Raw genomic sequence first — 24151 nt, 5'->3', positions numbered from 1 at the left:
TGCGCGACTCCACGCATACGAATGCAATGCCGTGCGGAGAGGCGCGGCGTGAGGAGAGAGACGTGACCGATCGTACCCCGAAGATCGGCCTCGACGCGCTGGGCGTCGGGGCGGAAACCGCCATTCACTGGAACCTGCTGACCGCGCCGCTGGTCGAGCACGCCGTCCAGCGCGGTGAGGGCCGCCTGGCCAAGGACGGGCCGCTGGTCGTCGAAACCGGCAAGCACACCGGGCGCAGTGCCAAGGACAAGTACATCGTCCGCGATGCCGAGACCGAGAACAGCGTGTGGTGGGGCAGCACCAATGTCGGGATGACGCCGGAGCATTTCGCGGCGCTCAAGGCGGATTTCCTCAAGCATCTCGGGACCAAGGACACGCTGTTCGTCCAGGACCTGTATGGCGGGTCGCAGCCTGAGCATCGCGTGCGCGTGCGCGTCGTCAACGAATATGCCTGGCACAGCCTGTTCATCCGCACCTTGCTGTGCCGGCCCGAAGCGGGTGAGCTGCCCGGCTTCGACCCCGAATATACGATCATCGACCTGCCGAGCTTCCAGGCGGACCCGGCCAAACATGGCTGCCGCAGCGAGACGGTGATCGCGGTCAATTTGACGGAGAAGCTGATCCTGATCGGCGGCACCGCCTATGCCGGCGAGATGAAGAAGAGCGTGTTCGGCCTGCTCAACTATCTGCTCCCGGTGAAGGGCATCATGCCGATGCATTGTTCGGCCAATATCGGCCCGAACGGCGACACGGCGGTGTTCTTCGGCCTGTCCGGCACCGGCAAGACGACGCTGTCGGCCGATGCCAGCCGCACGCTGATCGGCGATGACGAGCATGGCTGGTCCGACACCGCGGTCTTCAATTTCGAGGGCGGCTGCTACGCCAAGATGATCAACCTGTCGGCCGAGGCCGAGCCGGAGATCTTCGCGACGACCAAGCGCTTCGGCACGGTGCTGGAAAATGTCGTGATGGACGCCGAAACGCGCGAGATCGACCTGTTCGACAACAGCCTGGCGGAAAATAGCCGCGGATCCTACCCGCTCGACTTCATCCCGAACACGAGCGAGAAGAATCTCGGCCCGGTGCCGAAGAACATCATCTTCCTCACCGCCGACGCCTATGGCGTGCTGCCCCCGATCGCGAAGCTGACGCCGGAACAGGCGATGTATCACTTCCTCTCGGGCTATACCGCGCGCGTGGCGGGGACCGAGATCGGCGTGACCGAGCCGAGCGCGACCTTCTCCACCTGTTTCGGTGCGCCGTTCATGCCGCGCCACCCGTCGGTCTATGGCAATCTGCTCAAGGAGCGGATCGCTAAGGGCGGGGTCGATTGCTGGCTGGTCAACACCGGCTGGAGCGGGGGCAAGGCGACGATGCCGGGGATCAAGCGCATGCCGATCCGCGTCACCCGCGCACTCCTCAACGCTGCGCTCGACGGCAGCCTGAAGGATGCCGAGTTCCGTCAGGACCCCAATTTCGGCTTCATGGTCCCGGTCGCGGTCGGCGACATCGACCCCAATATGCTCGACCCGCGCGCCGCCTGGGCGGACAAGGGGGAGTATGACGCGACTGCCGCCAAGCTGGTTGACGAGTTCGTTGCCAACTTCGCGCAGTTCGCGGATCATGTCGACGCGGGGGTCCGCGACGCGGCACCACGCAGCCGCAGCACCGCGACCGAGCCCGCCTGATCCGCCGCGATGGCCCGGCTGCGGTCGGGCCATCGCTGGCTATTTCGGGCACGAGCCCCTATATCCGGTTCATCGTCGGCACATCGCTCCGTAGGCGCCGACGGCTGAGAGATTCTTCGCGCTCCCGCTTACATGACGGGAGCCGCGCTATGGACCTCAACTACCTCCTCTATCGACATCAGGTTTCGCTGATGCGTGCCAAGGCATCGGATTGCCTGTGCGCGACCCGATCGCACCGCGATCTTGCCAGGGGCTATGCCGACCGCATCCGCGTGCTGCGCAGCGCCTTGGGCGAAGAGGGTTCGCTGACGCGCGCGCCATGTTGACGCCGGCACCGCTCGAAACCGACAAGCCGCGCACGCGCCAGTTCCGCCGCTATAGCCACAGACCGCTGCTGGCACCGGCGGCGGTTGCGCGACAGGGACGCGTTGCGACGCTGGTGTGGGAACGACTACGGGACAGCGTCGCGGCCGCCAGTTTCCTCAACGCACATGACCCCTCGCTTGGCGGACGTCCGATCGATCTGGCCATCGCCGACGATGCCGGGTTCCGCGCCGTCGTCGCCCGCCTCGACGTGCTCCACCCGGCGGGTTAGGGTCGCCCGGGGCTTTCCCCTTCCAAGGAGCGACGCAGATGAGCATCCTCGATTCGATCCTGGGCCAGGTCGGCGGCAGCGACGGCCTGACGAACCTTGCGGCAAAGGTCGGGCTGTCGCCCGAGCATGTCGAGTCGGCGGTGCAGGCGCTGGCCAAGCATCACCAGATGGCGGGTGACACAGCGGAGGGCGCGGCGGCCGCGACCGGACTGCCACTCGACAAGATGCAGGAGCTGATTACCCAGATCGGCGGCGAAGGCGCGCTCGGCAAGTTCGCGACGATGCTGCAGAGCGATGGTGCAGCCGGCATCTTCGGCGCGCTCGATCGCGATGGCGACGGCAACCCGCTCAACGATCTGGGCGGCATTGCCTCGGGCTTGTTCGGCAAGAAGTAGCAGCGCCGGCTGGAAGGGGGACTACCCCTTCCGCCCGGCGATATGCCGGTCGATGACGCTTTCCAGCACGCTCATCGGTACCCCGCCGCCGAGCACCAGTGCGTCGTTGAACGCGCGGAAATCGTAGCGCGGGCCGAGTGCGCGCTGTGCCTTGGTGCGCAGCCGGTTGATCGCGGTGTGCCCGAGCTTGTAGCCGCACGCCTGACCCGGCCAGCTGCAATAGCGGTCGACCTCGCCGCTCACTTCCTCGACCGACGAGCCATTGGCGGTGGCGAACCATTCGATCGCCTGTTGCCGTGTCCAGCGTTTGGCGTGCAGCCCGGTATCGACCACCAGACGGCATGCGCGGAAGGCGAGGCTCTGGAGATACCCCAGCCGCCCGACCGGATCGCTGTCATACGCCCCCAGCTCCGCGCCCAATTGCTCGGCATAGAGCGCCCAACCCTCGCTATAGGCGTTGAACGCGAGCAGCGAGCGGACGAGCGGCAGCTTGAATGTATATTCGCCCTGCCACGCATGGCCCGGAATGCCTTCATGATAGGCGAGGGTGGCGAGGCTGTAGCGCGTATGCAGATGCGTGGTGCGCAGGTTCAGCCACACGCGGCCCGGCACCGTCCCGTCGATCGACCCCGCGCCGCCATAGGCGCCCGGCGCGCCCGGCTCCTCGGCGAGCGGCAGCCGCTTCACCTCGACATTGCCCCGCACCAGCGTGTGGAACGCCTGCGGCATCTTCGCCTTCATGTCCTGGATCGTCCTGGTCATATAGGCGAGGATTTCTTGCCGCCCGGCATCATTGTCGGGATAGAGGAACTTCGGATCCTTGCCGAGCGCGGTCATCCGCGCGCCGACGCTGCCCTTGCTGTAGCCGAGCTTCTTGAGGATCGTGTTCATCTCCGACTGGAGCGCCTTCAGTTCCTCGCGCCCCGCCTTGTGCACCTCGTCAGGGGTCATCGTCGTGGTGGTCGCCGCGCGCAGCGCCCAGGCGTAATAGGCCTCGCCGTCCGGGAACTTCCAAACGCCCGCGTCCGACGTCGCCTTGGCACGATGGCGCTTGAGCTCGGCGATCTGGCGGTCGAGCGCCGGGGCGATCCTGCCCGCCGCCAGCTTCGCCGCCGCCACCGCCTGATCGCCGGTCACGACCTTCTTGCCGGTGAAATTCTCCACCAGCTCCCATTTGCCAGCATCGGTGCCGCGAGTCAGCGCGATCTGGCGCAGGCATTTGTCGAGCAGGAAATCGGGCGCGACGACGCCCTTGTCGTATGCGATCTTGAGCCGTTCGGTCTCGCCGTCGATCTGTCCGGCCCAGCCCTCGAACCGCGCGAGCCACGACGCCGCGTCCGCTGCGCTCTCGACCTTGTGCTCGCTGTCGAGGAAGCGCGGCATGTCGAGATAGGCGCCCACATTCTGGATCGCGACATAGGGCGTGTTGCGCCAGCCCCCCACGGCGACATCGCCATAGCCGAAGGCGAACCCGTCCAGCCCGTTCTGGAACGCGGTGCGCGCGACATCGACATTGGTCTGCATCACCGGCGACAGCGCATTGCGGTCGAGCGCGTCGAGCTGCGCGATCCGCGCGCGCAGCCCGTCCGCGACCTTCTGGCGGCCCGCCAGGCTGCGATCCTCGACCATCGATCGCAGATGCGCGCGCTCGCCCTTGTCGATGCCGAGCGATGTTGCGCTCTCGGGCGCGTTGGTCAGCAACTGTTCGGCGGTCGCGCTCAACAGCGCATCGGCTGCACTGTCCGCCGACGCCGCGCCCTTCGCGCAGGCGGGCAGGGCGGGGAACGCGGCAAGCGTGGCGGTCGAGGCGAGGAACTGGCGGCGGCTGGCGATCATGACGGCTCCGGATACGCGGGAGGGGGTGGTTACCGGCGTTACCTTAGCCGCGCGGACGACCAGCGCCACCCGCTAAGCGCGCCTACTCCCCGAAACTGATCGCCGCCGCGGCGATGGCGCCCATCGCCATCAGCATGTCGATCCGGCTGCGCCCCTTGCGCGCGCGGGCGGCGTGGCGGAGCAGGCTCGCGGTGCGATAGGCTTCGGCAGCGATGGCGCATTCCGGGCCCCAGCGCAGCTGGAGCAGCGACGAAGCCGCGCGGTTGCGCACCAGCAACAGGTCGACGATCCGCGATCCCGCTTCCGCCCCCATCTCGCGCTTGTACCCGGAATCGCCCGCGCCGAAATCGATCCGGTCGATGCCCAGCTTCGCGGCTTGGCCCACCAGATGCGCCGTAACCAGCTTGCCCGGGCGATAGGTGGCGAAGGCTTCGTCATAGCTGCTGGCGATGCTGTACTGGACCGGCGGGGTTAGCAGGTCGAACGAGAAGGCAATGGGCCGCCCGTCGACGCGCAGCACGGTCGCCATCAGCATCTCGGCCAGTACCGGATCGCTCAACACGCGGCGCCAGTCGGCGCGGCGCGTTTCCGAAAGGAACTTGGCGCCCGTGCCGTCGGTGGCGCGCCCGACCCAGCTCGCCTGTTCGATCGCGCCGAGATCGTCGAGCAGCGCCGCGCTCCACCCGGCCCCGCGCACGGACTCGATCGTGACCGCGCCCTGTTGCTCCAGCTGCCGCGCATAATTGGCCAGCCGCCGTCGCGTCGATGCACGCGGCCAGCCGGTCGCAGGATCGAAGATGAAGGTCTGGCCCAGCGGGCGCGACAGCACCGTCCACCCGGCCATCGCTGCGGCGCGTGAGAAGAGCTGCGTCGCGGGATCTTCGGCATAGGTCGGGCCGAGCCGCCACACCTGGCCCAGCGCGCCGAGCGTCACCGGATGGGACAGAAACTCGGCCAGTTCCTCCGCCGTGGCATCCGCCGCGATCGGCAGCGCGCGGAACGGCCAATAGCTGCCCGGTACGGTGCGCGCACCGACCAGCGCCGGGCCGAACCCGATCGTCGGGATCGCCGCCACCGGCCGGTCGTCGCCGCACCAGGCGATCAGCGTCGCGGCGTCGCCTTTATCGGCTGCACCGAACCAGGCGGCGCGCAGAAAGCGGTGCTGCGGGGACAGGAATGGCGTCAACGCATCGACGGCGCCGTCGATCCCCGAATGCCGCGCCACCGCGACCCCGTTGCGCTGCTCCGCCCAGTCGATCCGCTCAACGTACATCGATCCGCTCCCTGATGCGCAGGGTTAGCGGCGAAATTCCTTCAATCCGGTAAGCGCGGCGATCCATCCGCCGCCAGGGCCGGGACCGCTTCGATCACCACCACCCCGCCGCGCACGGCAGCGATCCGCGCCTTCGCGCCAGCCGGCAGGTCCGGGCCTTCCGCCGGCCATTCGCCGTCGCCGACGCGCACCCGCCCGGTGCCGCCGCTGATCGCATCCACCACGGTGACGCTCTGCCCGATCATCCGCGCGGCGCGGTTGTTGAGGTCGGGGTCGGCGCTCGGCACCGGGTTCGCGCCATACCAGCGCTTGCCGACCAGCACCGCGACCGTCGACCATGCCGCAAAGCTGATGAACTGTCCGATCGCGCCTAGCTCCGGAAAGAGCAGCGCCAGCACGCCCGTCGCCGCCGCGCCGAGCGCGAGGAAGGTGAGGTACACGCCCGGGATCATCAGCTCGCAGATCGCGAGCAGCGCCGCGATGATCAGCCAGACGAACCCCGCCTGGTCGGCCAGCCAGTCGCTCATTCCTGCGGCGCTCCCGATGGCGACTGACGCAGGCGCGCGGACGGGGCGGGGGGCGCAGACGGCGTATCCTTGCCGCCCAGCGCTTCCTTCGCCAGCTCGCCGATGCCGCCCAGCGTGCCGATCAGCTGCGTTGCCTCGACCGGGAACAGGATCGTCTTGGCATTCGGGCTGGTCGCGAACTTGCTGACCGCCTCGACATATTTCTGCGCGATGAAATAGTTGAGCGAGGCGGCCGATCCGCTCTCCACCGCCTGGCTGACCAGCTCGGTTGCCTTGGCCTCGGCCTCCGCCGCGCGTTCGCGCGCTTCGGCGTCGCGGAAGGCGGATTCCTTGCGACCCTCGGCCTCGAGGATGCGGGCCTGTTTCTGGCCCTCGGCGCGCAGGATTTCCGATGCGCGGCTGCCCTCGGCCTCAAGGATGTTCGCGCGCTTCTCACGCTCGGCCTTCATCTGTCGCGCCATTGCGTTGACGATGTCGGCGGGCGGGCGGATGTCCTTGATCTCGACGCGGGTGATCTTCACCCCCCATGGCGTGGTCGCATGATCGACGACGTTGAGCAGCCGCGCGTTGATCTCGTCGCGCTTGGACAGCGTTTCGTCGAGGTCCATCGACCCCATCACGGTACGCAGGTTCGTGGTCACCAGATTGAGCAGCGCGACGTAGAGGTCGCTGACCTCGTAGGCGGCCTTTGGCGCGTCGAGCACCTGAAAGAACACCACGCCATCGGTTGAGATCATGGCGTTGTCCTTGGTGATGATCTCCTGCCCCGGAATATCGATCACCTGCTCCATCATGTTCACCCGGCGGCCGACGCGATAGAAGAACGCCGGGTAGAGGTTGAACCCCGGCGTCGCGACGGTGGTGAAGCGACCGAAATGCTCGATCGTGTAGTGATAGCCTTGCCGTACGATCTTGATGCTGGCGAACAGGTACATCAGCACCAGCACCATCAGGATGAAAAATGCGCCGACCGTTAGTTCCATGGGAATTGCCCGCCTTTCCTAGTTGCTGCGATCCTAGCATAGAGGCGGCATGAGCAAAGCGATTTACGCCCCGCCGCGCACCGCGCTGTTCCTGCCCGCATCGAATGCCCGCGCCATCGAAAAGGCGAAAGGGTTGAACGCTGACATGATCATCCTCGACCTTGAGGATGCGGTGAAGGCGGAGGACAAGGAAGCCGCGCGTGAGGCGGTGAAGGCGGTCGAGGGCTTTGGCGATCGCCCGTTCGGCGTCCGCGTCAACGCCAAGGACAGCGATCACTGGAAGGCGGATGTGAAGGCGGTCAAGAAATCCGCTGCGACGCATGTCATCCTGCCCAAGGTCGAGACGCCCGAGGCGATCACCCACACCGCGCTCTACGCCGACCGCCCCGTGCTGGCGATGATCGAGACTGCGGCAGGCGTGATGAATGTCGGCCCGATCGCCAGCACCACCGGCTGGGGCGTCGAACTGGCCGGCCTGATCGCAGGCACCAACGATCTTGCGGCATCGCTCAAGCTGCCCCCGGCGGCGGGCCGCGCGCAGATGGCGCTGTCGCTGCAGCTGATGGTGCTGGCGGCGCGGGCGCGTGAGCTGTGGGTGCTCGACGGCGTGTTCAATCGCCTCGACGATCCCGAGGGGCTGGCGGCGGAATGCGCCGAGGGCCGGCTGCTCGGTTTCGACGGCAAGAGCCTGATCCACCCCAACCAGATCGACATCGCCCGCGCCGCGTTCGATCCGACCGACGCGGAACTGGACGAGGCACGCGCGCTGGTCGCGGCGTTTTCCGGCGGCGCCGAACGCTACAAGGACGCGATGATCGAGGAGATGCACGTCGACCGCGCCAAGGCGCTGCTGGCGCGGGCGGGGTAGGCCGGTGAGCAACTATCTGTTCATTTGCAGTCAGAACAGGCTGCGGAGCCCGACTGCTGAGCAGATTTTTCAACCCGTCAAGGAATCGAGGTCAGCTCTGCCGGCACGAACCACGATGCTGAAAATCCGGTCACACCGGAGCTGCTTGAATGGGCCGACACGATCTTCGTCATGGAGCGTCAGCATCGCAACAAGTTGCAGAAGCGCTTCCGCTCCTCGCTGAACGGTAAGCGGATCGTATGTCTCGATATTCCAGATGAGTATGAGTTCATGGATCCGGGACTCATTCGCCTGCTCGAAGCGCGGCTTGCGCGCTATCTGCCTTCCGCTCCCGTCACCCCCTAGCGCGCGTCACACAGCGCGGTTACATGGGCCGCCAATTCTCGACTCAGGACATTGGCGCACCCCATGGATATCCCGCTCGGCCTCACCTTCGACGACGTTCTGCTCTATCCGGGCGAGAGCGAGGTGCTGCCGAGCATGGCCGACACGCGGACGCGGGTGACCAAGTCGCTCGCGCTCAACATCCCGATCCTCTCCTCCGCGATGGACACGGTGACCGAAGCGGACATGGCGATCGTCATGGCACAACTCGGCGGGATGGGCGTGCTCCACCGCAATCTCGAGATCGACGAACAGGTCGAGGCGGTGCGCGCGGTCAAGCGCTTCGAAAGCGGCATGGTCGTCAACCCGATCACGATGTCCCCCACCGGCACGCTGGCCGAGGCGCAGGCGCTGATGGCGCGGCACAAGATCAGCGGCATTCCGATCACTGAAGCGGGCGGCAAGCTGGTCGGCATCCTCACCAACCGCGACGTGCGCTTTGCCGAGAATCCGGGCCAGCCGGTCAGCGAGCTGATGACGCACGACAATCTCGCCACCGTGTCGATCGGCGTCGGTCAGGAAGAGGCCCGCCGCCTGCTGCACCAGCGCCGCATCGAAAAGCTGCTGGTGGTGGATGAAAACTATCGCTGTGTCGGCCTCATCACCGTCAAGGACATCGAAAAGGCGGTGAACTATCCCAACGCGACCAAGGACGGCGCGGGCCGCCTGTGCGTCGCCGCCGCGACCACCGTTGGCGACAAGGGCTTCGAGCGCACCGAGGCGCTGGTCGATGCCGAGGTCGACCTGATCGTGATCGACACCGCGCACGGCCATAATAAGGACGTCGCGCGCGCGGTCGAGCGGGTGAAGAAGCTGTCGAACCGCGTCCAGGTCGTCGCTGGCAACGTCGCCACCGCCGCTGCGACCCGCGCGCTGATCGACGCGGGCGCGGACGGGGTGAAGGTCGGCATCGGCCCGGGATCGATCTGCACCACCCGCGTCGTCGCCGGCGTCGGCGTGCCGCAGCTCACCGCCGTGATGGACGCCGCCAACGAAGCCGCCAAGTCGGACGTGCCGGTGATCGCCGATGGCGGCCTGCGCACCTCGGGCGACCTCGCCAAGGCGCTCGCCGCCGGGGCATCGACCTGCATGGTCGGATCGCTGCTCGCGGGGACCGAGGAAGCACCGGGCGAAACCTTCCTGTATCAGGGCCGCGCCTACAAATCCTATCGTGGCATGGGCAGCGTCGGCGCGATGGGCCGCGGCTCGGCCGACCGCTATTTCCAGGGCGATATCAAGGATCAGCTCAAGCTGGTGCCTGAGGGGATCGAGGGGCAGGTCGCGTTCAAGGGTCCGGCCAAGGACGTGATCCACCAACTGATCGGCGGGATCAAGGCGGCGATGGGCTATACCGGTGCGGCGACGATCCCCGAGCTGCAGCAGAAGGGCAAGTTCGTCCGCATCACCAATGCCGGCCTGCGCGAAAGCCATGTCCATGACGTGACGATCACACGCGAAGCCCCGAACTACCCGACGCGCTGACCCTGGCTAAACCCGCGTAATCTCAAAAATTTAGCGGGGCCGGAACCGATCGTTTCGCGCGCGCGTTCAATCCTCCGGGCCGGTGCATGTGCATCGCTGGGGGAATGACGGAGCAAGCGTGGAATCGAGCGCGATACGGGTGGCGGACGTCCCGGCATTTCTGGTCTATGGCGGAGAGATGGGCGCGCGCATCGCCGCCTTCGACTGGTCGACGACCAGCGTCGGTCCGATCGAACACTGGTCGCAAAGCCTGCGCAGCATCGTCGCGTTTCTCGTCAACTCGCCCGTGCCGCTCGTGATGCTGTGGGGCGAGGACGGGCACCTCATCTATAATGACGGCTATTCGGTCTTTGCTGGCGAACGGCACCCCGGGCTGCTGGGCATGAAGGTGCTGGAGGCGTGGCCCGAGGTCGCCGATCTCAACGCACATGTGATGCGCGTTGGTCTCGCCGGCGGGACGCTCGCCTATCGCAACCACAAGCTCAAGCTCAACCGCACCGGCACGTTCGAGGATTGCTGGCTCGACCTCGATTATTCCCCCGTGTTCGACGATGCCGGGCGTCCGGCGGGGGTGATGGCGGTGGTGGTCGAAACGACCGACTCCGTGCTCGCGGAAACGTCGCTGCGCGAAAGCGAGGCGCGGCTGCGGTTCCTCGATGCACTGTCGCGCGAGACCGGTGCGGCGAAGGATCCGTCCGAGATTCTGGCGACCACCACGCGCATGCTCGCCGACCGGCTCGATGCCGCCAATTGCGCTTATGCCGACATGGATGCCGACGGCGATGGCTTTACCATTCGCGGCGATTGGGCGCGCCCCGGGTTGCGGTCGATCGTCGGCCATTACAGCCTTGCCGCGTTCGGGCAGCAGGCGGTGCGCGAACTCAACGCCGGTCGTCCGCTGATCCTCGACGATATCGCCCATGAACTGCCGCCGCACGAAGCCGCGACATTTGCCGCGATCGGTCTCGCCGCGACCTGCTGCGTGCCGCTGGTCAAGGATGGCCGCCTGATCGCGCTGATGGCGGCGCACCATGCCGAACCGCATGTCTGGACGCCGGACGAAATCGCGCTGATCCGCGAGGTGACCGACCGCAGCTGGGCGCATGTCGAGCGCACCGCCGCCGCTGCGGAGTTGCGCAGAACCGCCGAACAGCTGCGCCAGCTCAACGCCGAGCTCGAACACCGCGCCGACGAACGCGCCGCCGCGCTCGAGCAGAGCCGTACCCAGTTCCGCCTGCTGGTGCAGGGCGTGACCGATTATGCGATCTACATGCTCGATCCCGACGGCGTGGTCGCCAGCTGGAACGCCGGGGCGCAGCGGATCAAGGGCTATACCCCGGACGAGATCATGGGGGCGCATTTCTCGACCTTCTACCCCGAAGAGGATCGTGCCGCCGGGGAGCCGCAGCGCGCGCTCGAAACCGCGCGGCGACAGGGGCGCTTCGCCGCCGAGGGCTGGCGCATGCGCAAGGGCGGCGTGCGCTTCCGCGCGAGCGTGGTGCTCGATGCGATCCATGACGATGACGGCAAGCTGATCGGCTTTGCCAAAATCACGCGCGACATCACCGAGCGCGAAGAGGCGCAGCGCGAGCTGGAAGTCGCGCGCGAGGCGCTGTTCCAGAGCCAGAAGATCGAGGCGATCGGCCAGCTGACCGGCGGGGTCGCGCACGACTTCAACAATCTGCTGATGGCGATCATGAGCGGCCTGACCTTGCTGCGCAAACGCCTGCCCGAAGGCGACGCGCAGATCACCCGCCTGATCGACAATTCGATGCAGGCGGCGGATCGCGGTGCGGCGCTGACGCAGCGCATGCTCGCCTTTGCCCGGCGGCAGGAACTGAAGACCGAACGGATCGACGTCCCCGCGCTAGTCGCCGACATGCGCGGGCTGCTGGAGCGGACGATCGGCCCGTCATGGCGGATCGAAATGGACTTCCCTGATCGTCTGCCCGCCGTGTCCGCCGACGTGAACCAGCTCGAAATGGCGCTGGTCAACCTCGCGGTGAATGCGCGCGACGCGATGCCCGATGGCGGACTGATCTGCATTCGCGGGGTCGAGCGTGAGGTGATCGGCGAGGTGCGCGGCCTGACCTCCGGCCATTATGTCCGCATGACCGTCAGCGACGAGGGCACCGGCATGGACGCCGCGACGCTGGCCCGCGCGACCGAGCCGTTCTTCACGACCAAGGGGGTGGGTAAGGGCACTGGCCTGGGCCTGTCGATGATCCATGGCTTTGCGCGGCAAAATGGCGGGATGCTGGAGATCGAAAGCGAACCGGGGCAGGGCACGCATGCCCATATCTGGTTGCCGGTCGCGCCGGACGGGGCGCGTGCCGCGACCGTCACGCCGCGCGCCAAGGGCGGTTGCAGTGCGATGCGCGCGCTGGTCGTGCTGGTGGTTGACGACGATCCGCTGGTGCTGATGAACACCGCCGACCTGCTGACCGATCTGGGGCACCGGGCGATCGAGGCGGAGTCGGGCCAGGCCGCGCTCGACGCGATCGATGCGCGGGAAGATATCGCATTGCTGATCACCGATCAGGCGATGCCCGGCATGACCGGCACCGAACTGATCGCGCGGGTCCGCGCGCGGCGTCCGGAACTGCCGATCATCCTCGCCACCGGCTATGGCGAGACCCCGGCCGAAGCCGCCGCGCATCTGCTCCGCCTCAACAAGCCGTTCACCCAGGCCGATCTCGAACGCGCTGTTAGCGACGCGATGCTGCAGCGGGTATAGGGCCTTGCTCCCCCGCCCCTGCGCAGGCGGGGAGAGGGGAAGTCGCCCGACATCATTTCGACGCAATGCGCGGGCAATCCGGCCGCGCCTTGTCGAGTATCGCCGTCCCGCCCCAGCCCGAAGACTCGCGCACGCTGCTTCAGCGCGCGCGCGACCGGTTCGGCGCGCGTGCGGTGGCGATTACGCTGGCGCTGCTGATCGAGGGGCTGATCGCGCTGCTGTTGCTGACGCTCGCGCCCAAGATTCTGACGCCGCCCGAAGAAACGGTGCCGATGGCGACCTTCGGGGTCAGTCCCGAGCCCGAACCCGCGCCCGAGCCGCCGTCCGAGGCGCGACCCGCAGCGGCTGCGCCTCAGTCGAGCACACGGGCCCAGCCTCAGGACGCGGACACCCCGCCGCCGCCCAACCCGGTGGTCGCCGATCCGCCGCCCGCGCCACCGGTGCTGCTCGACATCCCGCTGAACCGCGTCCCCGATATCGGCGCGCTGCCGCGTCAGCCCGCTGCGCCTGCGCGCCGCGTCGCCGGGCCACCCGCGCCCGGCCCCGATCCCGGGGATTCGCGCCGCGTCGAAGGGCGCGGCCCCAATGGCGAGCCGCTCTACGCCGCATCCTGGTTCCGCGAGCCCTATGACAGCGAGCTGCGCGGCTATCTGTCGACTGCGCGCCCGCCGGGCTGGGCGCTGATCGCCTGTCGGACGGTGCAGGATTACCGCGTCGACAATTGCGCGCTGCTCGACGAATATCCCGACGGCGCACAGATCGGTCGCGCGGTCCTCGCCGCCGCCTGGCAGTTCCGTGTCCGCCCGCCGCGATTGCGCGGACAATATCAGGTCGGCGAATGGGTGCGGATCCGCATTGACTATGAATTGGACTCGACACGAGTCCGGTAGGCCGTTTGGAAGGAATAGGAATAATGTGGATTGCAGCTCTGGCCCTGCTGGCCTCCGGCGTTCAGGACGCGCCGGCGCTGACCCCCGGCACGGTGACCGTCGAGGCGGTGGCGGACGAAGCGACTCCCGCAGCAATCCGTCAGGTCTTCGCCGACGCGGTGGAACAGGCACTGCTCGACGCGCGCTTCACCGCGCTGCCGCCGCAGGCGCGCGGACGCTATATCGCCCGCATCGCGGTGACCCGGGCCGAGCGTGGCGCGGTGGCGTCGAACGGACGCGAGCCGGGCGCGTCCGGGGGCCTCGGCAATTGGGGCGGCGGGGTCAGCGTGACGTTGCCGTCCGACAAGCGCCAGCTGCGCGGCCTGATCGTCACCACGCTGACGGTCGAACTGGTCAGCCGCGCCGACGACACGGTCGTGTGGCGCGGCAGTGCGCTGACCGCGCAGGCTGCAGGCACCCGCGCCGATGTGCCCGCGACGCTTGCCGCCAAGCTTGCCCCGGCGATCATCCGTACCTTCCCCCAGACCCTCGCCGAACCGCTGTCGATCCCCTAAGGGGCGGCGATGACACCCGCCGCGCGCACCCGCACTGCCATCGAACTGCTCGACACGATCATCGCCGCCGCGCGCGACGGGGGTGCGTCGGCGGACGTGCTGATCGCGCGCGAGCTGGCGGCGCGGCGTTATGCCGGGTCGAAGGACCGCCGCGCGATCCGCGGCCTCGTTTACGAAGCGATCCGGCGGTGCGGCGAGATCCCGGCGAATGGCCGCGCAGCCTTGCTGGCGCTGGCGGCAGACAGCCCCGAACTCGCCGCGACCTTCGACGGATCGCCCTATGGTCCTGCGCCGATCGCACCCGACGAACCCGCCGCACCAGCCGGTGTCGCCCCGGCGTGGCTGATCGATGCGCTTGCTGCCTCGGGTGTGGATGGAGAACAGGCCGCCGCCTTGCTCGACCGCGCCCCGCTCGACCTGCGCGCCAATCCGCTCAAGGCGACCCACGACCAGCTCGCCGCCCTCTTCCCCGATGCCGCGCCGATCCCCGGCCTCGACCTCGCGCTGCGGCTTCCCCCCGACACGCCAGTGGAGAAGAGCGACGCGTACGCTCAGGGCTGGTTCGAGGTGCAGGATGCCGGCAGCCAGGCGGTGACGCTCGCCGCCGCCGCAGCGCCGGGCATGCGCGTGGTCGATCTGTGCGCGGGCGGGGGCGGCAAGACGCTCGCGCTCGCCGCAGCAATGGCGGGGGAGGGGACGATCCTTGCCAGCGACAGCGACCGCGCGCGCCTCTCGCGCCTCGCTCCGCGCGCGCAGCGGGCTGGCGCCACCATCGTCGAAACCCGATTGCTCAACCCGAACCGGGAGGCGGCGGCGCTGGCCGACTGGGCCGACAGCGCCGATGTCGTGCTGATCGATGCGCCGTGTTCCGGCACCGGCACATGGCGCCGCAACCCGGAGGCACGCTGGCGCCTCACCCCGGCGCGGCTCGCGCGGCTGGTGGAGACGCAGGCGCGGCTGCTTGATGTCGGCGCGGCGCTGGTCCGCCCCGGCGGTGCGCTGATCCATATCGTCTGCTCGTTGCTCGATGCGGAGGGGGCGGATCAGGTCACCGCCTTCCTCGCGCGCAATCCTGCCTTCGGTGCAGAAGCGCTTGCGCTGCCGCTCGGCACGCCGCATGGACCGGGCATGCGCCTCACCCCGCTCAGCGATGCGACCGACGGCTTTTTTGTCGCGCGGCTGGTGCGCGCATGATAGCCCTATCCATTCCACGTCCGGAGACTGTCATGCGTATCTCGCTCGTGTCGGCCGCCGCAGCACTCGCGCTGCTCAGCGTTTCGACGTCGCTCAACGCCCAGCGCGCCGATGATCAGATCGACGCCCGCTCGATCGCCTTGCTCGAACGCGGCAAGGCTGCGCGTGCTGCCGGTGATCTCGACACCGCCAACGGCCTGATCGAAAGCGCGCTCGCGGTCGACCCGCGCAACCGTGCGGGCTATCTGGCGCTCGCCGAAATCGCGCGGGCGCAGGGTCTGCCGGGCAAGGCGATCCGCTTCTACCGCGAGGCGCTGACGCTCGAGCCGAACGACCAGGCGGCGTTGCGCGGGCAGGGTGAGGCGATGGTGCAAAAGGGCGCGGTCGAACGCGCGAAGGAAAATCTCGCGCGGCTCAAGACGCTGTGCGGCAATTGCGCCGATGCGACCCAGCTGGCCGCGGCGATCGCCAAGGGGCCGCCCGCGACCGCCACGGCGCAGGTCGTCCCGGCACCGAAGGCCGAAGAGAAGAAGAACTGAAAGTTCCTAACGGAAGCGCCTTAAGTCCCCCTCCCGCTTGCGGGAGGGGCTAGGGGAGGGCCTGTCCTCCGGGAGTGCAGCCTGATTGGACAAGGCCCTCCCCCGACCCCTCCCGCAAGCGGGAGGGGAGATTAAGACAATGCCCGCGCCAGTTCCACAAACTCCGCCACGCTCACCGTTTCCGCCCGCCGCGTCGGGTCGATCCCGAGCGCCTCGACTGCCTCGACCGCACCCGGCACCGCCTTCAAACTCTGCCGCAGCATCTTGCGTCGCTGGCCGAAAGCGGCTGCAGTCAGCTTCTCCAGCACCTTGAACTTCACCCCCGGTGGTTCGTCGCCGGGTACGATATGCACCACCGCCGACATCACCTTGGGCGGCGGGGTGAACGCGCTGCGGTGCACCGGCATCGCGATCCGCGCGCTGCTGCGCCACTGGGCGAGCACGGCAAGGCGGCCATAATGATCGGTCCCCGGCGCGGCGACGATGCGCTCGGCGACCTCCTTCTGAAACATCAGCGTCAGGCTCGCCCACCACGGCTCCCACTCGGCGGACAGCCAGCCGACCAGCAACGCCGTGCCGACATTGTACGGCAGGTTCGACGCGATATGCGGCTTTCCTGAGAACAGCGCCGGGGCATCGACCTCCAGTGCATCGCCCTCGATCACCTTGAGCTGACCCGGAAACGCCTCGCCCAGTTCCTCCAGCGCGGGGATGCAGCGCCGGTCGCGCTCGACCGCCGTCACCAGTGCCCCTGCGCCGAGCAGCGCGCGCGTGAGGCCGCCCGGACCCGGACCGACCTCGAACACCTCGGCGCCGTTCAGATCGCCCGGCACACGCGCGATCCGGTCGAGCAATTGCGAATCGAACAGGAAATTCTGGCCCAACGCCTTGCTGGCGGAGAGCCCGTGTTTCGCAATCACCTCACGCAGCGGGGGCAGCTTGGTCACGCGGTCGCGGCCTGCTCGGCGTCATAGGCGGCGCGATGCGTGGCGGCCTGCGCCGCCATGCGGATCGCCGCGATCATCGCGCCGGGTTCCGCCATGTCCTTTCCGGCAATGCCGAATGCGGTGCCATGATCGGGGGAGGTGCGCACGATCGGCAGGCCGAGGGTCAGATTGACCCCTTCGTCGAAATGCAGCGTCTTGAGCGGGATCAGCGCCTGATCGTGATACAGGCAGATCGCAGCGTCATAGGTCGCGCGCGCCCGCGCATGAAACATCGTGTCGCCCGCAAACGGTCCGGTCGCGTCGATCCCCTCGGCGCGGAGCTGCTGTATCGCCGGGATCAGCAACTCGATCTCCTCGCGCCCGATCGCGCCACCTTCGCCCGCATGCGGGTTCAGCCCGGCAAAGGCCAGGCGCGGTGCGCTGATCCCGAAATTGCGGGCAAGGCCGCGCGCGGTCGCCCGCGCCTTGGCCAGGATCAAGGGAATCGTGATCGTCGGCGCGACCTCCGCCAGCGCGATATGCGTCGTCACCGGCACGACGCGCAGCGTCGGCCCGGCCAGCATCATCACGGCGTTTTCCGGCGCGACGCCGCAGCGTTCCGCAACGAACTCGGTCTGTCCCGGATGGGTGAAGCCGATCGCATAGAGCTGCGCCTTCGACACCGGTCCGGTTACGACGCCCCCCGCCGCGCCCGATCGCGCCAGCCCCGTCGCCAGCTCCAGGCTGCTCAACGCACAGCGCGCGCCCGCGACATCGGGAGCCCCCGGCTGCACCGCCGCCGAGCAATCGACCGCCAGCACCGGCAGAGCGTCATCGAAAACGCGCAGCGCTTCGTCCGGGCTGCCGATCCGCGCCACTGGCCCGTCCCATACCGCCGAAATCGCGGCGGGTTCGCCGACCGCGAAGAACGGCGCGAGCGCATGCAATTCGCGCGCGCGCCACGCCTTGCCGATAATCTCCGGCCCGATCCCCGCGGGATCGCCCATCGCAACCGCAAGCGGGCGCAGCGCGCCGCTCACGGCTCAGCGATACTCGATGATCGCGTCGCGGCGCAGATCCTTGAGCAGCCGCGCGGCGCGCAAATTGGTACGGCGCTCTTCCAGTCCGTCGCGAATCTGCTCGGGTGAAGGTGCCGCGGCCGTCTTGGGATCGTCGCGACCGCACAGCACCAGTGCGCGAATGCCATCGGTCGGCGAACCGAAGGGCGGGGTCGCCTGACCGACCTGCAGGTTGAGGATCAGGTCCTGCAACTGCGGCGGCAGGTCGCGCGCGACCACCGAATCATTGTCGATGACATCGGCGCCCAGCGTCTCGGCCGCCTTGCCCACCGCGCCACAGCCATTGGTCGACTTCAGCACCGCGGCGAATTCGGCGACCTTGGCGGTGGCCTGGGCCTGGGTGATGCCGGCGGGGAACTTCACCGTCAGCTGACGCAGGCTCAGCTTCGCGTCGCGCGGATCGGGCATACCGACCTGGCGCTTGTCGACGAGGTACAGGATCGAAAAGCCGCCCGGCACTTCGATCGGGCCGGCGACCTGACCGACCTGCATCTGCTGCGCCGCCTGCGACAGCGCGGCGGGCAGCATTTCGGTGCGGACCCAGCCGAGATCGCCGCCCTGCGAACTCGTCGTCGCTTCGGAGAAGCGCGCAAAATATTCGAACGGGCGACCCTGCTGCATTTGCTGGATCATCTGCTGCATCGCCTGGAACACCTCGCCTGCGCGCTCCGGCGTCGCCGAGATATAGATTTCGCGCAGATGATATTCGTTGGTGCCCTTCGATGCCTCGATCGTGTCGATGATCTGCTGGATTTCATAATCGCCGACGTTGATGAACGGGCCGACGCTGCGGCGGATCACCGCCTGCCACGCCAATTCACCCTCGATCTGGCGGCGGAACGAACGTTCCGACGATCCGATTTCCCTGAGCCAGGCGCGCATCTGATCGGGCGAACGGCCATAGCGACGCGAAATCCCGGCAAAGCTGCGCTCGATCTGCTCGGCGGCGATCGACACATTCTCGGCCTTGGCGTGCTGGATCTGGATCGTCTCGTCGATCAACAGGCGCAGCACCTGCATGCGCAGCTGGTCCTTCTCTTCGTCGGACAGCTTCCACTGGTTGATCGCGATCGCCAGATTGACGCGATGATCGACATCGGTGCGTGTCAGCACATAGCCGTTCACGATCGCTGTGGGCTTGCGCACATTGGGATCGGCCTTGCTGAACAGCTGCAGATTTTCCGGCAGGTTGAGGTTCGCCGTGGACGGAACCGCCCCGCCGTCGACGGTCTGCGCCGCAATGGCGGTGCTGCCCGCAATACCCAGAACAAGGGCCGCAAAACGGCCGAAACGCGCGACGTTCGTCATCTTCACCTGTGCCTGAAACCTGTCCGATGTTCGTGACCGGAGCCGTCTTATTAGCCAATTGTGCCTGAACTGGGGCTTACGGCCTGTAATCCGTGGCCGCAATGGTCATGATGGGGTGGGGCGCATTCCTCCCCTGAGCTTGCCCAGGGTAGGGGGACCGCCGCCGAAGGCGGTGGTGGAGGGGCGGCCGCGCAGACGGCCGTGAACGGCTCGGCAAAACACCGCCCTCTGCGGCCAACGGCTTGCTTCGCAAGCCGGCTCCGCTGCCGCGATATGCCCCCGGCATATCGATGATCGCAGCTACGCCCCCCCGTCATTGCTTCGCAATGCCACCTCCCCTGCGGGGCAGGTGAGGATGAGCAGAACTCAACGCCCCAGATTCTTCAGCGCCAGCGTGAACAGGTACGAATTGCCCCGCCGCGCGTCGCCGGTGGTCTGGTAATCGCGCTTCCAGGTTACGCCGATGCGGATACAGTCATCCTCATATTCGACACCCAGCCGGTGCCGGATCGGATCGAATCCGTCGGCGATCGATGCCGGATCCTCCTCGGCATCGGTCAGGTCGATCACCGCCGACCCGAATGCCGACCAGAAGCGTGAGATCTGCACGCGTGCGCCGACCCGCGCTTCCTCACGGTCCTGCAGATCCTCCAGCGCGAACGGGATGTTGCGGTTGAGCCGCAGATAGCCGAGCGTGACAAAGGTCGTGCGCGAGCCCACGGTCGCGTCGATCTCGTTGCGGCGCACCGCGAAATTGTCTTTGTCCACGCGGTAGCGGTGGGTGAACGACAGGAAGTCGCGATACCGCACCACGGTTCGCCCGACAATGTCCGACATCCGGTCGTCCAGGCCCGTTCCGCTCGGCAGGATCGTGGGGCGCGCGTTCAGGCGATAGCTCTGCCCGACATTCGCCTCGATCGAAATTCCGGGCAGGTACAGCGCATAATCGACGCCGAAGGTGAAGCGCGTCGAATCCTCGAACCGGTCGTAACCGGGGAAGCGGTTGAGCGCGAAGAGGTTCGAATCCTCCAGATCGACCGAGCGGGCGTCCTCGTTCGGCACGTCGAAATTGTCGATGCGCGGCGCGGCGACGATCTGGAAGCGCGGGGTCAGGCGCTGTGTCCCGCCGAAGGCATCGCCGATCAGCGGCCATTTGATGTCGAGCGCCAGCGCGCCGATGGCGCGGCCCCGGAACCCCTCCAGCCCGCGATAGCTGACCACGCTGGTCGCCGCCGTCTGTTGCGTGTTGTACACGTCGCCACGGCCATAGGCGGTCAGCGTGACCTCCTGCCCCCATGCGGTCAGCTTGCGCAGGTCATAGCGCAGCGACGCAAAGGCGCGCTGCGTATCCTGTCCCGCGCTGCGCCCGATCGCCAGGCTGTTGGCCTGCAGCTCGAACCGCCCGCCGGGGATCAGGTCCTGGCCGAAGCGCAGCCTGTAATCGATCTCGGGCAACGCCACCGCCTGCAGCCCCTGGCTTTCGGTCGGGCGCAGCGTCTGGACGAACCAGCCATTGACCGAAAAATAGGAATCGCGGTCGATCCGCTCGACCCGCAGATTGTTGCGCAGCCGGTCGTCGCTGGAAATGTCGTAGCGGCGCAGGAACGTGCGGTCGCTGACCAGCCGCACCGATCCGCTGGTGCTCCAGTTCGCGTCGAACTGATAACGGCCGACCGCGTCGATATAGCCGCGAAACGCATTCTCGCTCGACACGCCCGGGGTGGGCGAAATGAAATCGTCGCTGCGGCGGCTATAGGTGCCATAGCCGGTGACGCTGAACGCGCCCTTGTCGAGCAGATGGCGATATTGCGCCTGCAGCATCGGCAGCGCGCCGGTGAACAGGCGCGGGGTGACGGTCAGGTCGCGATTGGGCGCGAGGCTGAAATAATAGGGCAGGGCCACTTCGAACCCGTTGACCGCATCGTACCGCAGCTCGGGCGCGAGCAGGCCGCTGGCATTGCCCTCGCCGACCGAGTGCGAAAACACCGGCAGCGGCAGGCTGGCGATGCCGAACAGCGACACGCGCGCGCCGGTGTAGCGGATGCGCTGCGTCGCCGGGTCATAGACGACGCGCACCGCCGTGATCTTCCACGACGGCTCCTTGGGGCAATTGCCCGAATCGACGACGGCGCAGGGGGTATAGGCCGCGCGATCCACCCGGATCACACCCCCGGACTCGCGCGTCCCGCGCTCCGCCGCGATGCGCCCGCCCTGCTCCAGCACGACGAGCATATTCTCGATCACGCCGTCCTTGAGCGAATCGGTCAGCTCGATCCGGTCGCCATAGGCGGTGTCGCCCTCGGGATTGGTGACCGCGATATTGCCGTTCGCCACGACCTGTCCGGTCTTGCGATTCCACACCACCTTGTCCGCGCGCAGCCGGTTGCCCTCACGGAACAGGCGCACGTCGCCGCTGACCGTCACGACATCGCCGTTCGAATCATATTCGGCGAGATCGGCGGAAAACTGGATCTGGTTGGGATCGTCAGGCAGCGGGGTTTCGGACGGCGGCGGCGGTTCGACCGCGCGGTCCTGCAGGTCCTGAACGCCGGTCGCACTGGCCCCCGGGACCAGACACAGGGCCAGCGGGACGACCCCGGCGAGCAGCAGAGCCTTGCGCGTCACGTTCCTTGAAAACCCCTTTGAACCAATACTCGCCCGCGCAGGGCCGAAGCAGCCCTATCGCACTGCGCGGCCCGCTTCGCAATCGCCCGGCGTTGCCCCGGTCGGATGCCGCGCCTAGATAGGCCGGAACAGCGGCCCATCCGAACCGCTAACGCCCACAGGAACAGGAAGCTTCATGCAGGTCATTTTTTCCGCCACCCGCCCCGCCGATGCAGCCGTGCTCGCGCTCCCGGTTGAAAAGGACGGGCTGGATCGCATGCCCGCCGGTACGCTCGACGACGCGACGCTGGCGTTGGTGCGCGGCGCCGCCCGCGCCGGGCGGTTCGAGGGTGAGGCGGGCGGCATCGCCGAAATCTTCGTCTCCGGCGGCGAAGCGGCGAACCGCGTCCTGCTGCTCGGCGTCGGTGCGGGCAGCGAGGCGGATTATGAGCGGGCTGGTGGCGCGCTGACCGCGCGTTTCCTGACCTCGGGCGTAACCGGCGTGACGGTCGACTTTGCAGCGCTCGGCGGCGCCCCGACCGCGCGTGCCGTCGCGCGCTTCGCCGCCGCCGCGGTGCAGCGCAGCTGGCGCCACGACGTCTATCGCACCAAGCTGACCGACAAACAGAAGCCGACGCTCGACACCCTCACCCTCGCCAACGCCCCCGCCGACAGCGAGTCGAGCTGGGCGAGCCTCGACGCGGTGACCAAGGGGATGGAGCTGACCCGCACGCTTGTGTCCGAGCCGCCGAACATCATCTACCCTGAAAGCTTCGTCGAGCGCTGCCGCCACCTCGCGGAGCTGGGCATCGAAATCACCGTGCTCGACCGCGCCGACATGGAAAAGCTCGGCATGGGCGCGCTGCTCGGCGTTGCACAAGGCTCGCGCCGTGAAGCACGCCTACTCGCCATGCGCTGGAACGGCAAGGGGTCGGGCGACGTCGATGTTGCCTTCGTCGGCAAGGGCGTGACCTTCGACACCGGCGGCATCTCGATCAAGCCCGCCGCCGGCATGGAAGACATGAAGTGGGACATGGGCGGCGCGGGTGCCGTGGCCGGCGCGATGAAGGCGCTCGCGCTGCGCAAGGCCAAGGCGAACGTCATCGGCGTGTGCGGCCTGGTCGAGAATATGCCCGACGGCAACGCCCAGCGTCCGGGCGATGTCGTCACCTCGATGTCCGGCCAGACGATCGAGGTGATCAACACCGACGCCGAAGGCCGCCTCGTCCTGTGCGACGCGATCACCTGGGTCCAGCGCACGCATGGCCCGAAGACGATCGTCGACCTTGCCACGCTCACCGGCGCGATGATCATCAGCCTGGGCAGCGAGCATGGCGGCCTGTTCGCGAACGACGATGGTCTCGCCGAAGAGCTGCTGTCGGCCGGCCGCGCGACCGGCGACCAGCTGTGGCGCTTCCCGCTCGGCGACGCCTATAACAAGCTGATCGACAGCCCGATCGCGGACATGAAGAATGTCGGCCCGCGCGGCGCGGGGTCGATCACCGCGGCGCAGTTCATCCAGCGCTTCGTGGAGCCCGGCGTGCGCTGGGCCCATCTCGACATCGCCGGCATGGTCTGGGCCGACAAGCCTGGCCCGAACTACGACAAGGGCGCAACCGGCTACGGCGTGCGCCTGCTCGACCGCTATATCCGCGACAATTTCGAGCGGTGACGCAAAACGCGGTTCTGCAATCCTCCCCTGCAAGGGGAGGGGGACCGCGCGCGAAGCGCGTGGTGGAGGGGTGTCCCGCTCTCGATAGCGCGATACCCCTCCGTCATCGCTGCGCGATGCCACCTCCCCTTGCAGGGGAGGATTAAGGTCGTGCAGGTCGATTTCTACCATCTGACCGCCACCCCCCTCGACCGCGCGCTTCCGCAAATCGCGGCCAAGGTGGTGGAAACCGGCCAGCGCCTGCTGATCGTCTCCGCCGACGCCGAGCAGCGCCGCCGGATCGACCAGCTGCTGTGGACCTTCCGCCCCGACAGCTTCCTGCCGCACGCCCAGGCCGGGGCAGGGGACGACAGCCTTCAGCCCGTCCTGATCGGCGAAGCGGTCGCCCCCGGCAACGGCGCGCGCCACGTCGCGCTGATCGACGGCGAATGGCGCGACGAAGCCCTGACCTTCGACCGCGCCTTCCACTTCTTCGGCGAAGACAGCATCGGCGCGGCGCGGATCGCGTGGAAGACCCTCGCCGACCGCGACGACGTCGAGCGCCGCTACTGGAAACAGGACGAAACTGGCCGCTGGACGCAGGCGGCCTGACCATTCAATCCTCCCCCGCCAGGGGG

The 24151-nt window shown here is 67.7% G+C and carries 22 protein-coding genes; 14 read left to right on the top strand and 8 right to left on the bottom strand.

Annotation, left to right across the window (positions count from 1 at the left end):
• The first annotated feature begins 62 nt into the window (after positions 1-62).
• The 4 genes from AX681_RS19705 (at position 63) to AX681_RS19695 (ending at position 2678) form a co-directional block, all read left to right on the top strand.
• Complete coding sequence (locus tag AX681_RS19705; protein WP_269450358.1) at positions 63-1688, top strand: phosphoenolpyruvate carboxykinase; 1626 nt, start codon at positions 63-65, stop codon at positions 1686-1688.
• 149 nt (positions 1689-1837) lie between these two features.
• Positions 1838-2014, top strand: coding sequence for a hypothetical protein (locus tag AX681_RS22690; RefSeq protein ID WP_197421923.1), 177 nt, complete (start codon positions 1838-1840; stop codon positions 2012-2014).
• Positions 2008-2283: an antitoxin Xre/MbcA/ParS toxin-binding domain-containing protein gene (locus AX681_RS19700; protein WP_066682667.1), complete on the top strand. Its 276-nt coding sequence runs from the start codon at positions 2008-2010 to the stop codon at positions 2281-2283. The genes AX681_RS22690 and AX681_RS19700 overlap by 7 nt, the downstream gene beginning before the upstream one ends.
• Positions 2284-2321: 38 nt before the next feature.
• A complete protein-coding gene (locus AX681_RS19695) occupies positions 2322-2678 on the top strand; it encodes a hypothetical protein (protein ID WP_066659123.1) in 357 nt (118 codons plus the stop codon).
• A gap of 21 nt (positions 2679-2699) precedes the next feature.
• Here AX681_RS19695 and AX681_RS19690 read toward each other — a convergent pair whose 3' ends face one another.
• From AX681_RS19690 to AX681_RS19675, 4 genes are all read right to left on the bottom strand, one after another.
• Positions 2700-4514 (bottom strand): DUF885 domain-containing protein, encoded by a 1815-nt coding sequence (locus tag AX681_RS19690; RefSeq protein WP_066659121.1) that lies wholly within the window; start codon positions 4512-4514, stop codon positions 2700-2702.
• Between the two features lie 82 nt (positions 4515-4596).
• Complete coding sequence (locus tag AX681_RS19685; RefSeq protein WP_066659120.1) at positions 4597-5787, bottom strand: GNAT family N-acetyltransferase; 1191 nt, start codon at positions 5785-5787, stop codon at positions 4597-4599.
• 41 nt (positions 5788-5828) lie between these two features.
• Positions 5829-6314 carry an NfeD family protein gene (locus AX681_RS19680; RefSeq protein WP_066659118.1) on the bottom strand — a complete coding sequence of 162 codons (486 nt, stop codon included), beginning with the start codon at positions 6312-6314 and terminating at the stop codon, positions 5829-5831.
• Positions 6311-7297, bottom strand: a complete 987-nt coding sequence (locus tag AX681_RS19675; protein ID WP_066659117.1) for an SPFH domain-containing protein — start codon at positions 7295-7297, stop codon at positions 6311-6313. The genes AX681_RS19680 and AX681_RS19675 overlap by 4 nt, the downstream gene beginning before the upstream one ends.
• A 49-nt stretch (positions 7298-7346) precedes the next feature.
• Here AX681_RS19675 and AX681_RS19670 point away from each other — a divergent pair, with 49 nt between their 5' ends.
• From AX681_RS19670 to AX681_RS19635, 8 genes are all read left to right on the top strand, one after another.
• Positions 7347-8165: an HpcH/HpaI aldolase/citrate lyase family protein gene (locus AX681_RS19670; RefSeq protein ID WP_066659116.1), complete on the top strand. Its 819-nt coding sequence runs from the start codon at positions 7347-7349 to the stop codon at positions 8163-8165.
• 171 nt (positions 8166-8336) lie between these two features.
• The gene (locus AX681_RS23475; protein ID WP_331710037.1) at positions 8337-8510 is read left to right on the top strand and encodes a hypothetical protein; all 174 of its coding nucleotides are present in this window, start codon (positions 8337-8339) and stop codon (positions 8508-8510) included.
• A 63-nt stretch (positions 8511-8573) separates the two neighbouring features.
• Positions 8574-10031 (top strand): IMP dehydrogenase, encoded by a 1458-nt coding sequence (gene guaB, locus AX681_RS19660; protein WP_066659115.1) that lies wholly within the window; start codon positions 8574-8576, stop codon positions 10029-10031.
• A gap of 118 nt (positions 10032-10149) precedes the next feature.
• Complete coding sequence (locus tag AX681_RS19655; RefSeq protein ID WP_231733705.1) at positions 10150-12768, top strand: PAS domain S-box protein; 2619 nt, start codon at positions 10150-10152, stop codon at positions 12766-12768.
• A gap of 89 nt (positions 12769-12857) precedes the next feature.
• Positions 12858-13658: a hypothetical protein gene (locus AX681_RS19650; protein ID WP_231735035.1), complete on the top strand. Its 801-nt coding sequence runs from the start codon at positions 12858-12860 to the stop codon at positions 13656-13658.
• Between the two features lie 23 nt (positions 13659-13681).
• Positions 13682-14212 (top strand): hypothetical protein, encoded by a 531-nt coding sequence (locus tag AX681_RS19645; protein ID WP_066659109.1) that lies wholly within the window; start codon positions 13682-13684, stop codon positions 14210-14212.
• Positions 14213-14221: 9 nt separating this feature from the next.
• On the top strand, positions 14222-15406 hold the full coding sequence (locus AX681_RS19640) for an RsmB/NOP family class I SAM-dependent RNA methyltransferase (RefSeq protein ID WP_066682665.1): 1185 nt from the start codon (positions 14222-14224) through the stop codon (positions 15404-15406).
• 32 nt (positions 15407-15438) lie between these two features.
• Entirely contained in the window at positions 15439-15945 is a 507-nt protein-coding gene (locus tag AX681_RS19635) for a tetratricopeptide repeat protein (protein WP_066661072.1), read from the top strand.
• A 131-nt stretch (positions 15946-16076) separates the two neighbouring features.
• On the opposite strand, the gene rsmA is transcribed toward AX681_RS19635, so the two are convergent.
• From rsmA to AX681_RS19615, 4 genes are all read right to left on the bottom strand, one after another.
• The gene (rsmA, locus tag AX681_RS19630; protein WP_066658077.1) at positions 16077-16892 is read right to left on the bottom strand and encodes a 16S rRNA (adenine(1518)-N(6)/adenine(1519)-N(6))-dimethyltransferase RsmA; all 816 of its coding nucleotides are present in this window, start codon (positions 16890-16892) and stop codon (positions 16077-16079) included.
• Positions 16889-17911, bottom strand: coding sequence for a 4-hydroxythreonine-4-phosphate dehydrogenase PdxA (pdxA, locus tag AX681_RS19625; protein ID WP_082737877.1), 1023 nt, complete (start codon positions 17909-17911; stop codon positions 16889-16891). Before pdxA ends, rsmA begins: the two co-directional genes overlap by 4 nt.
• Positions 17912-17914: 3 nt before the next feature.
• Positions 17915-19258: a peptidylprolyl isomerase gene (locus AX681_RS19620; protein WP_066658079.1), complete on the bottom strand. Its 1344-nt coding sequence runs from the start codon at positions 19256-19258 to the stop codon at positions 17915-17917.
• Positions 19259-19624: 366 nt separating this feature from the next.
• Positions 19625-21883: an LPS-assembly protein LptD gene (locus AX681_RS19615; RefSeq protein WP_066660937.1), complete on the bottom strand. Its 2259-nt coding sequence runs from the start codon at positions 21881-21883 to the stop codon at positions 19625-19627.
• Between the two features lie 175 nt (positions 21884-22058).
• Between AX681_RS19615 and AX681_RS19610 the strand changes: the two genes are divergently transcribed.
• Together AX681_RS19610 and AX681_RS19605 are read left to right on the top strand one after the other, a co-directional pair.
• Positions 22059-23534, top strand: coding sequence for a leucyl aminopeptidase (locus tag AX681_RS19610; RefSeq protein WP_066682663.1), 1476 nt, complete (start codon positions 22059-22061; stop codon positions 23532-23534).
• Between the two features lie 150 nt (positions 23535-23684).
• Positions 23685-24125 (top strand): DNA polymerase III subunit chi, encoded by a 441-nt coding sequence (locus AX681_RS19605; protein WP_066664730.1) that lies wholly within the window; start codon positions 23685-23687, stop codon positions 24123-24125.
• Positions 24126-24151 lie beyond the last annotated feature (26 nt).

The sequence above is a fragment of the Sphingomonas sp. CCH9-E2 genome (genome assembly GCF_001557215.1).
Classification (GTDB): domain Bacteria; phylum Pseudomonadota; class Alphaproteobacteria; order Sphingomonadales; family Sphingomonadaceae; genus Sphingomonas.
The sequence above is the reverse complement of the archived record's forward strand: the minus strand, read 5'-3'. Positions and strand labels throughout refer to the sequence as shown.

What these genes read in the sequence shown, in the direction of transcription:
- AX681_RS19620 (WP_066658079.1), bottom strand. Translation starts at nt 19,258, where the DNA reads ATGACGAACGTCGCGCGTTTCGGCCGTTTTGCGGCCCTTGTTCTGGGT.
- guaB (WP_066659115.1), top strand. Translation starts at nt 8,574, where the DNA reads ATGGATATCCCGCTCGGCCTCACCTTCGACGACGTTCTGCTCTATCCG.
- AX681_RS19635 (WP_066661072.1), top strand. Translation starts at nt 15,439, where the DNA reads ATGCGTATCTCGCTCGTGTCGGCCGCCGCAGCACTCGCGCTGCTCAGC.
- AX681_RS19670 (WP_066659116.1), top strand. Translation starts at nt 7,347, where the DNA reads ATGAGCAAAGCGATTTACGCCCCGCCGCGCACCGCGCTGTTCCTGCCC.
- AX681_RS19695 (WP_066659123.1), top strand. Translation starts at nt 2,322, where the DNA reads ATGAGCATCCTCGATTCGATCCTGGGCCAGGTCGGCGGCAGCGACGGC.
- AX681_RS19610 (WP_066682663.1), top strand. Translation starts at nt 22,059, where the DNA reads ATGCAGGTCATTTTTTCCGCCACCCGCCCCGCCGATGCAGCCGTGCTC.
- AX681_RS23475 (WP_331710037.1), top strand. Translation starts at nt 8,337, where the DNA reads ATGGAGCGTCAGCATCGCAACAAGTTGCAGAAGCGCTTCCGCTCCTCG.
- AX681_RS19640 (WP_066682665.1), top strand. Translation starts at nt 14,222, where the DNA reads ATGACACCCGCCGCGCGCACCCGCACTGCCATCGAACTGCTCGACACG.
- AX681_RS19675 (WP_066659117.1), bottom strand. Translation starts at nt 7,297, where the DNA reads ATGGAACTAACGGTCGGCGCATTTTTCATCCTGATGGTGCTGGTGCTG.
- AX681_RS19645 (WP_066659109.1), top strand. Translation starts at nt 13,682, where the DNA reads ATGTGGATTGCAGCTCTGGCCCTGCTGGCCTCCGGCGTTCAGGACGCG.
- AX681_RS19685 (WP_066659120.1), bottom strand. Translation starts at nt 5,787, where the DNA reads ATGTACGTTGAGCGGATCGACTGGGCGGAGCAGCGCAACGGGGTCGCG.
- AX681_RS22690 (WP_197421923.1), top strand. Translation starts at nt 1,838, where the DNA reads ATGGACCTCAACTACCTCCTCTATCGACATCAGGTTTCGCTGATGCGT.
- AX681_RS19690 (WP_066659121.1), bottom strand. Translation starts at nt 4,514, where the DNA reads ATGATCGCCAGCCGCCGCCAGTTCCTCGCCTCGACCGCCACGCTTGCC.
- AX681_RS19700 (WP_066682667.1), top strand. Translation starts at nt 2,008, where the DNA reads ATGTTGACGCCGGCACCGCTCGAAACCGACAAGCCGCGCACGCGCCAG.
- AX681_RS19680 (WP_066659118.1), bottom strand. Translation starts at nt 6,314, where the DNA reads ATGAGCGACTGGCTGGCCGACCAGGCGGGGTTCGTCTGGCTGATCATC.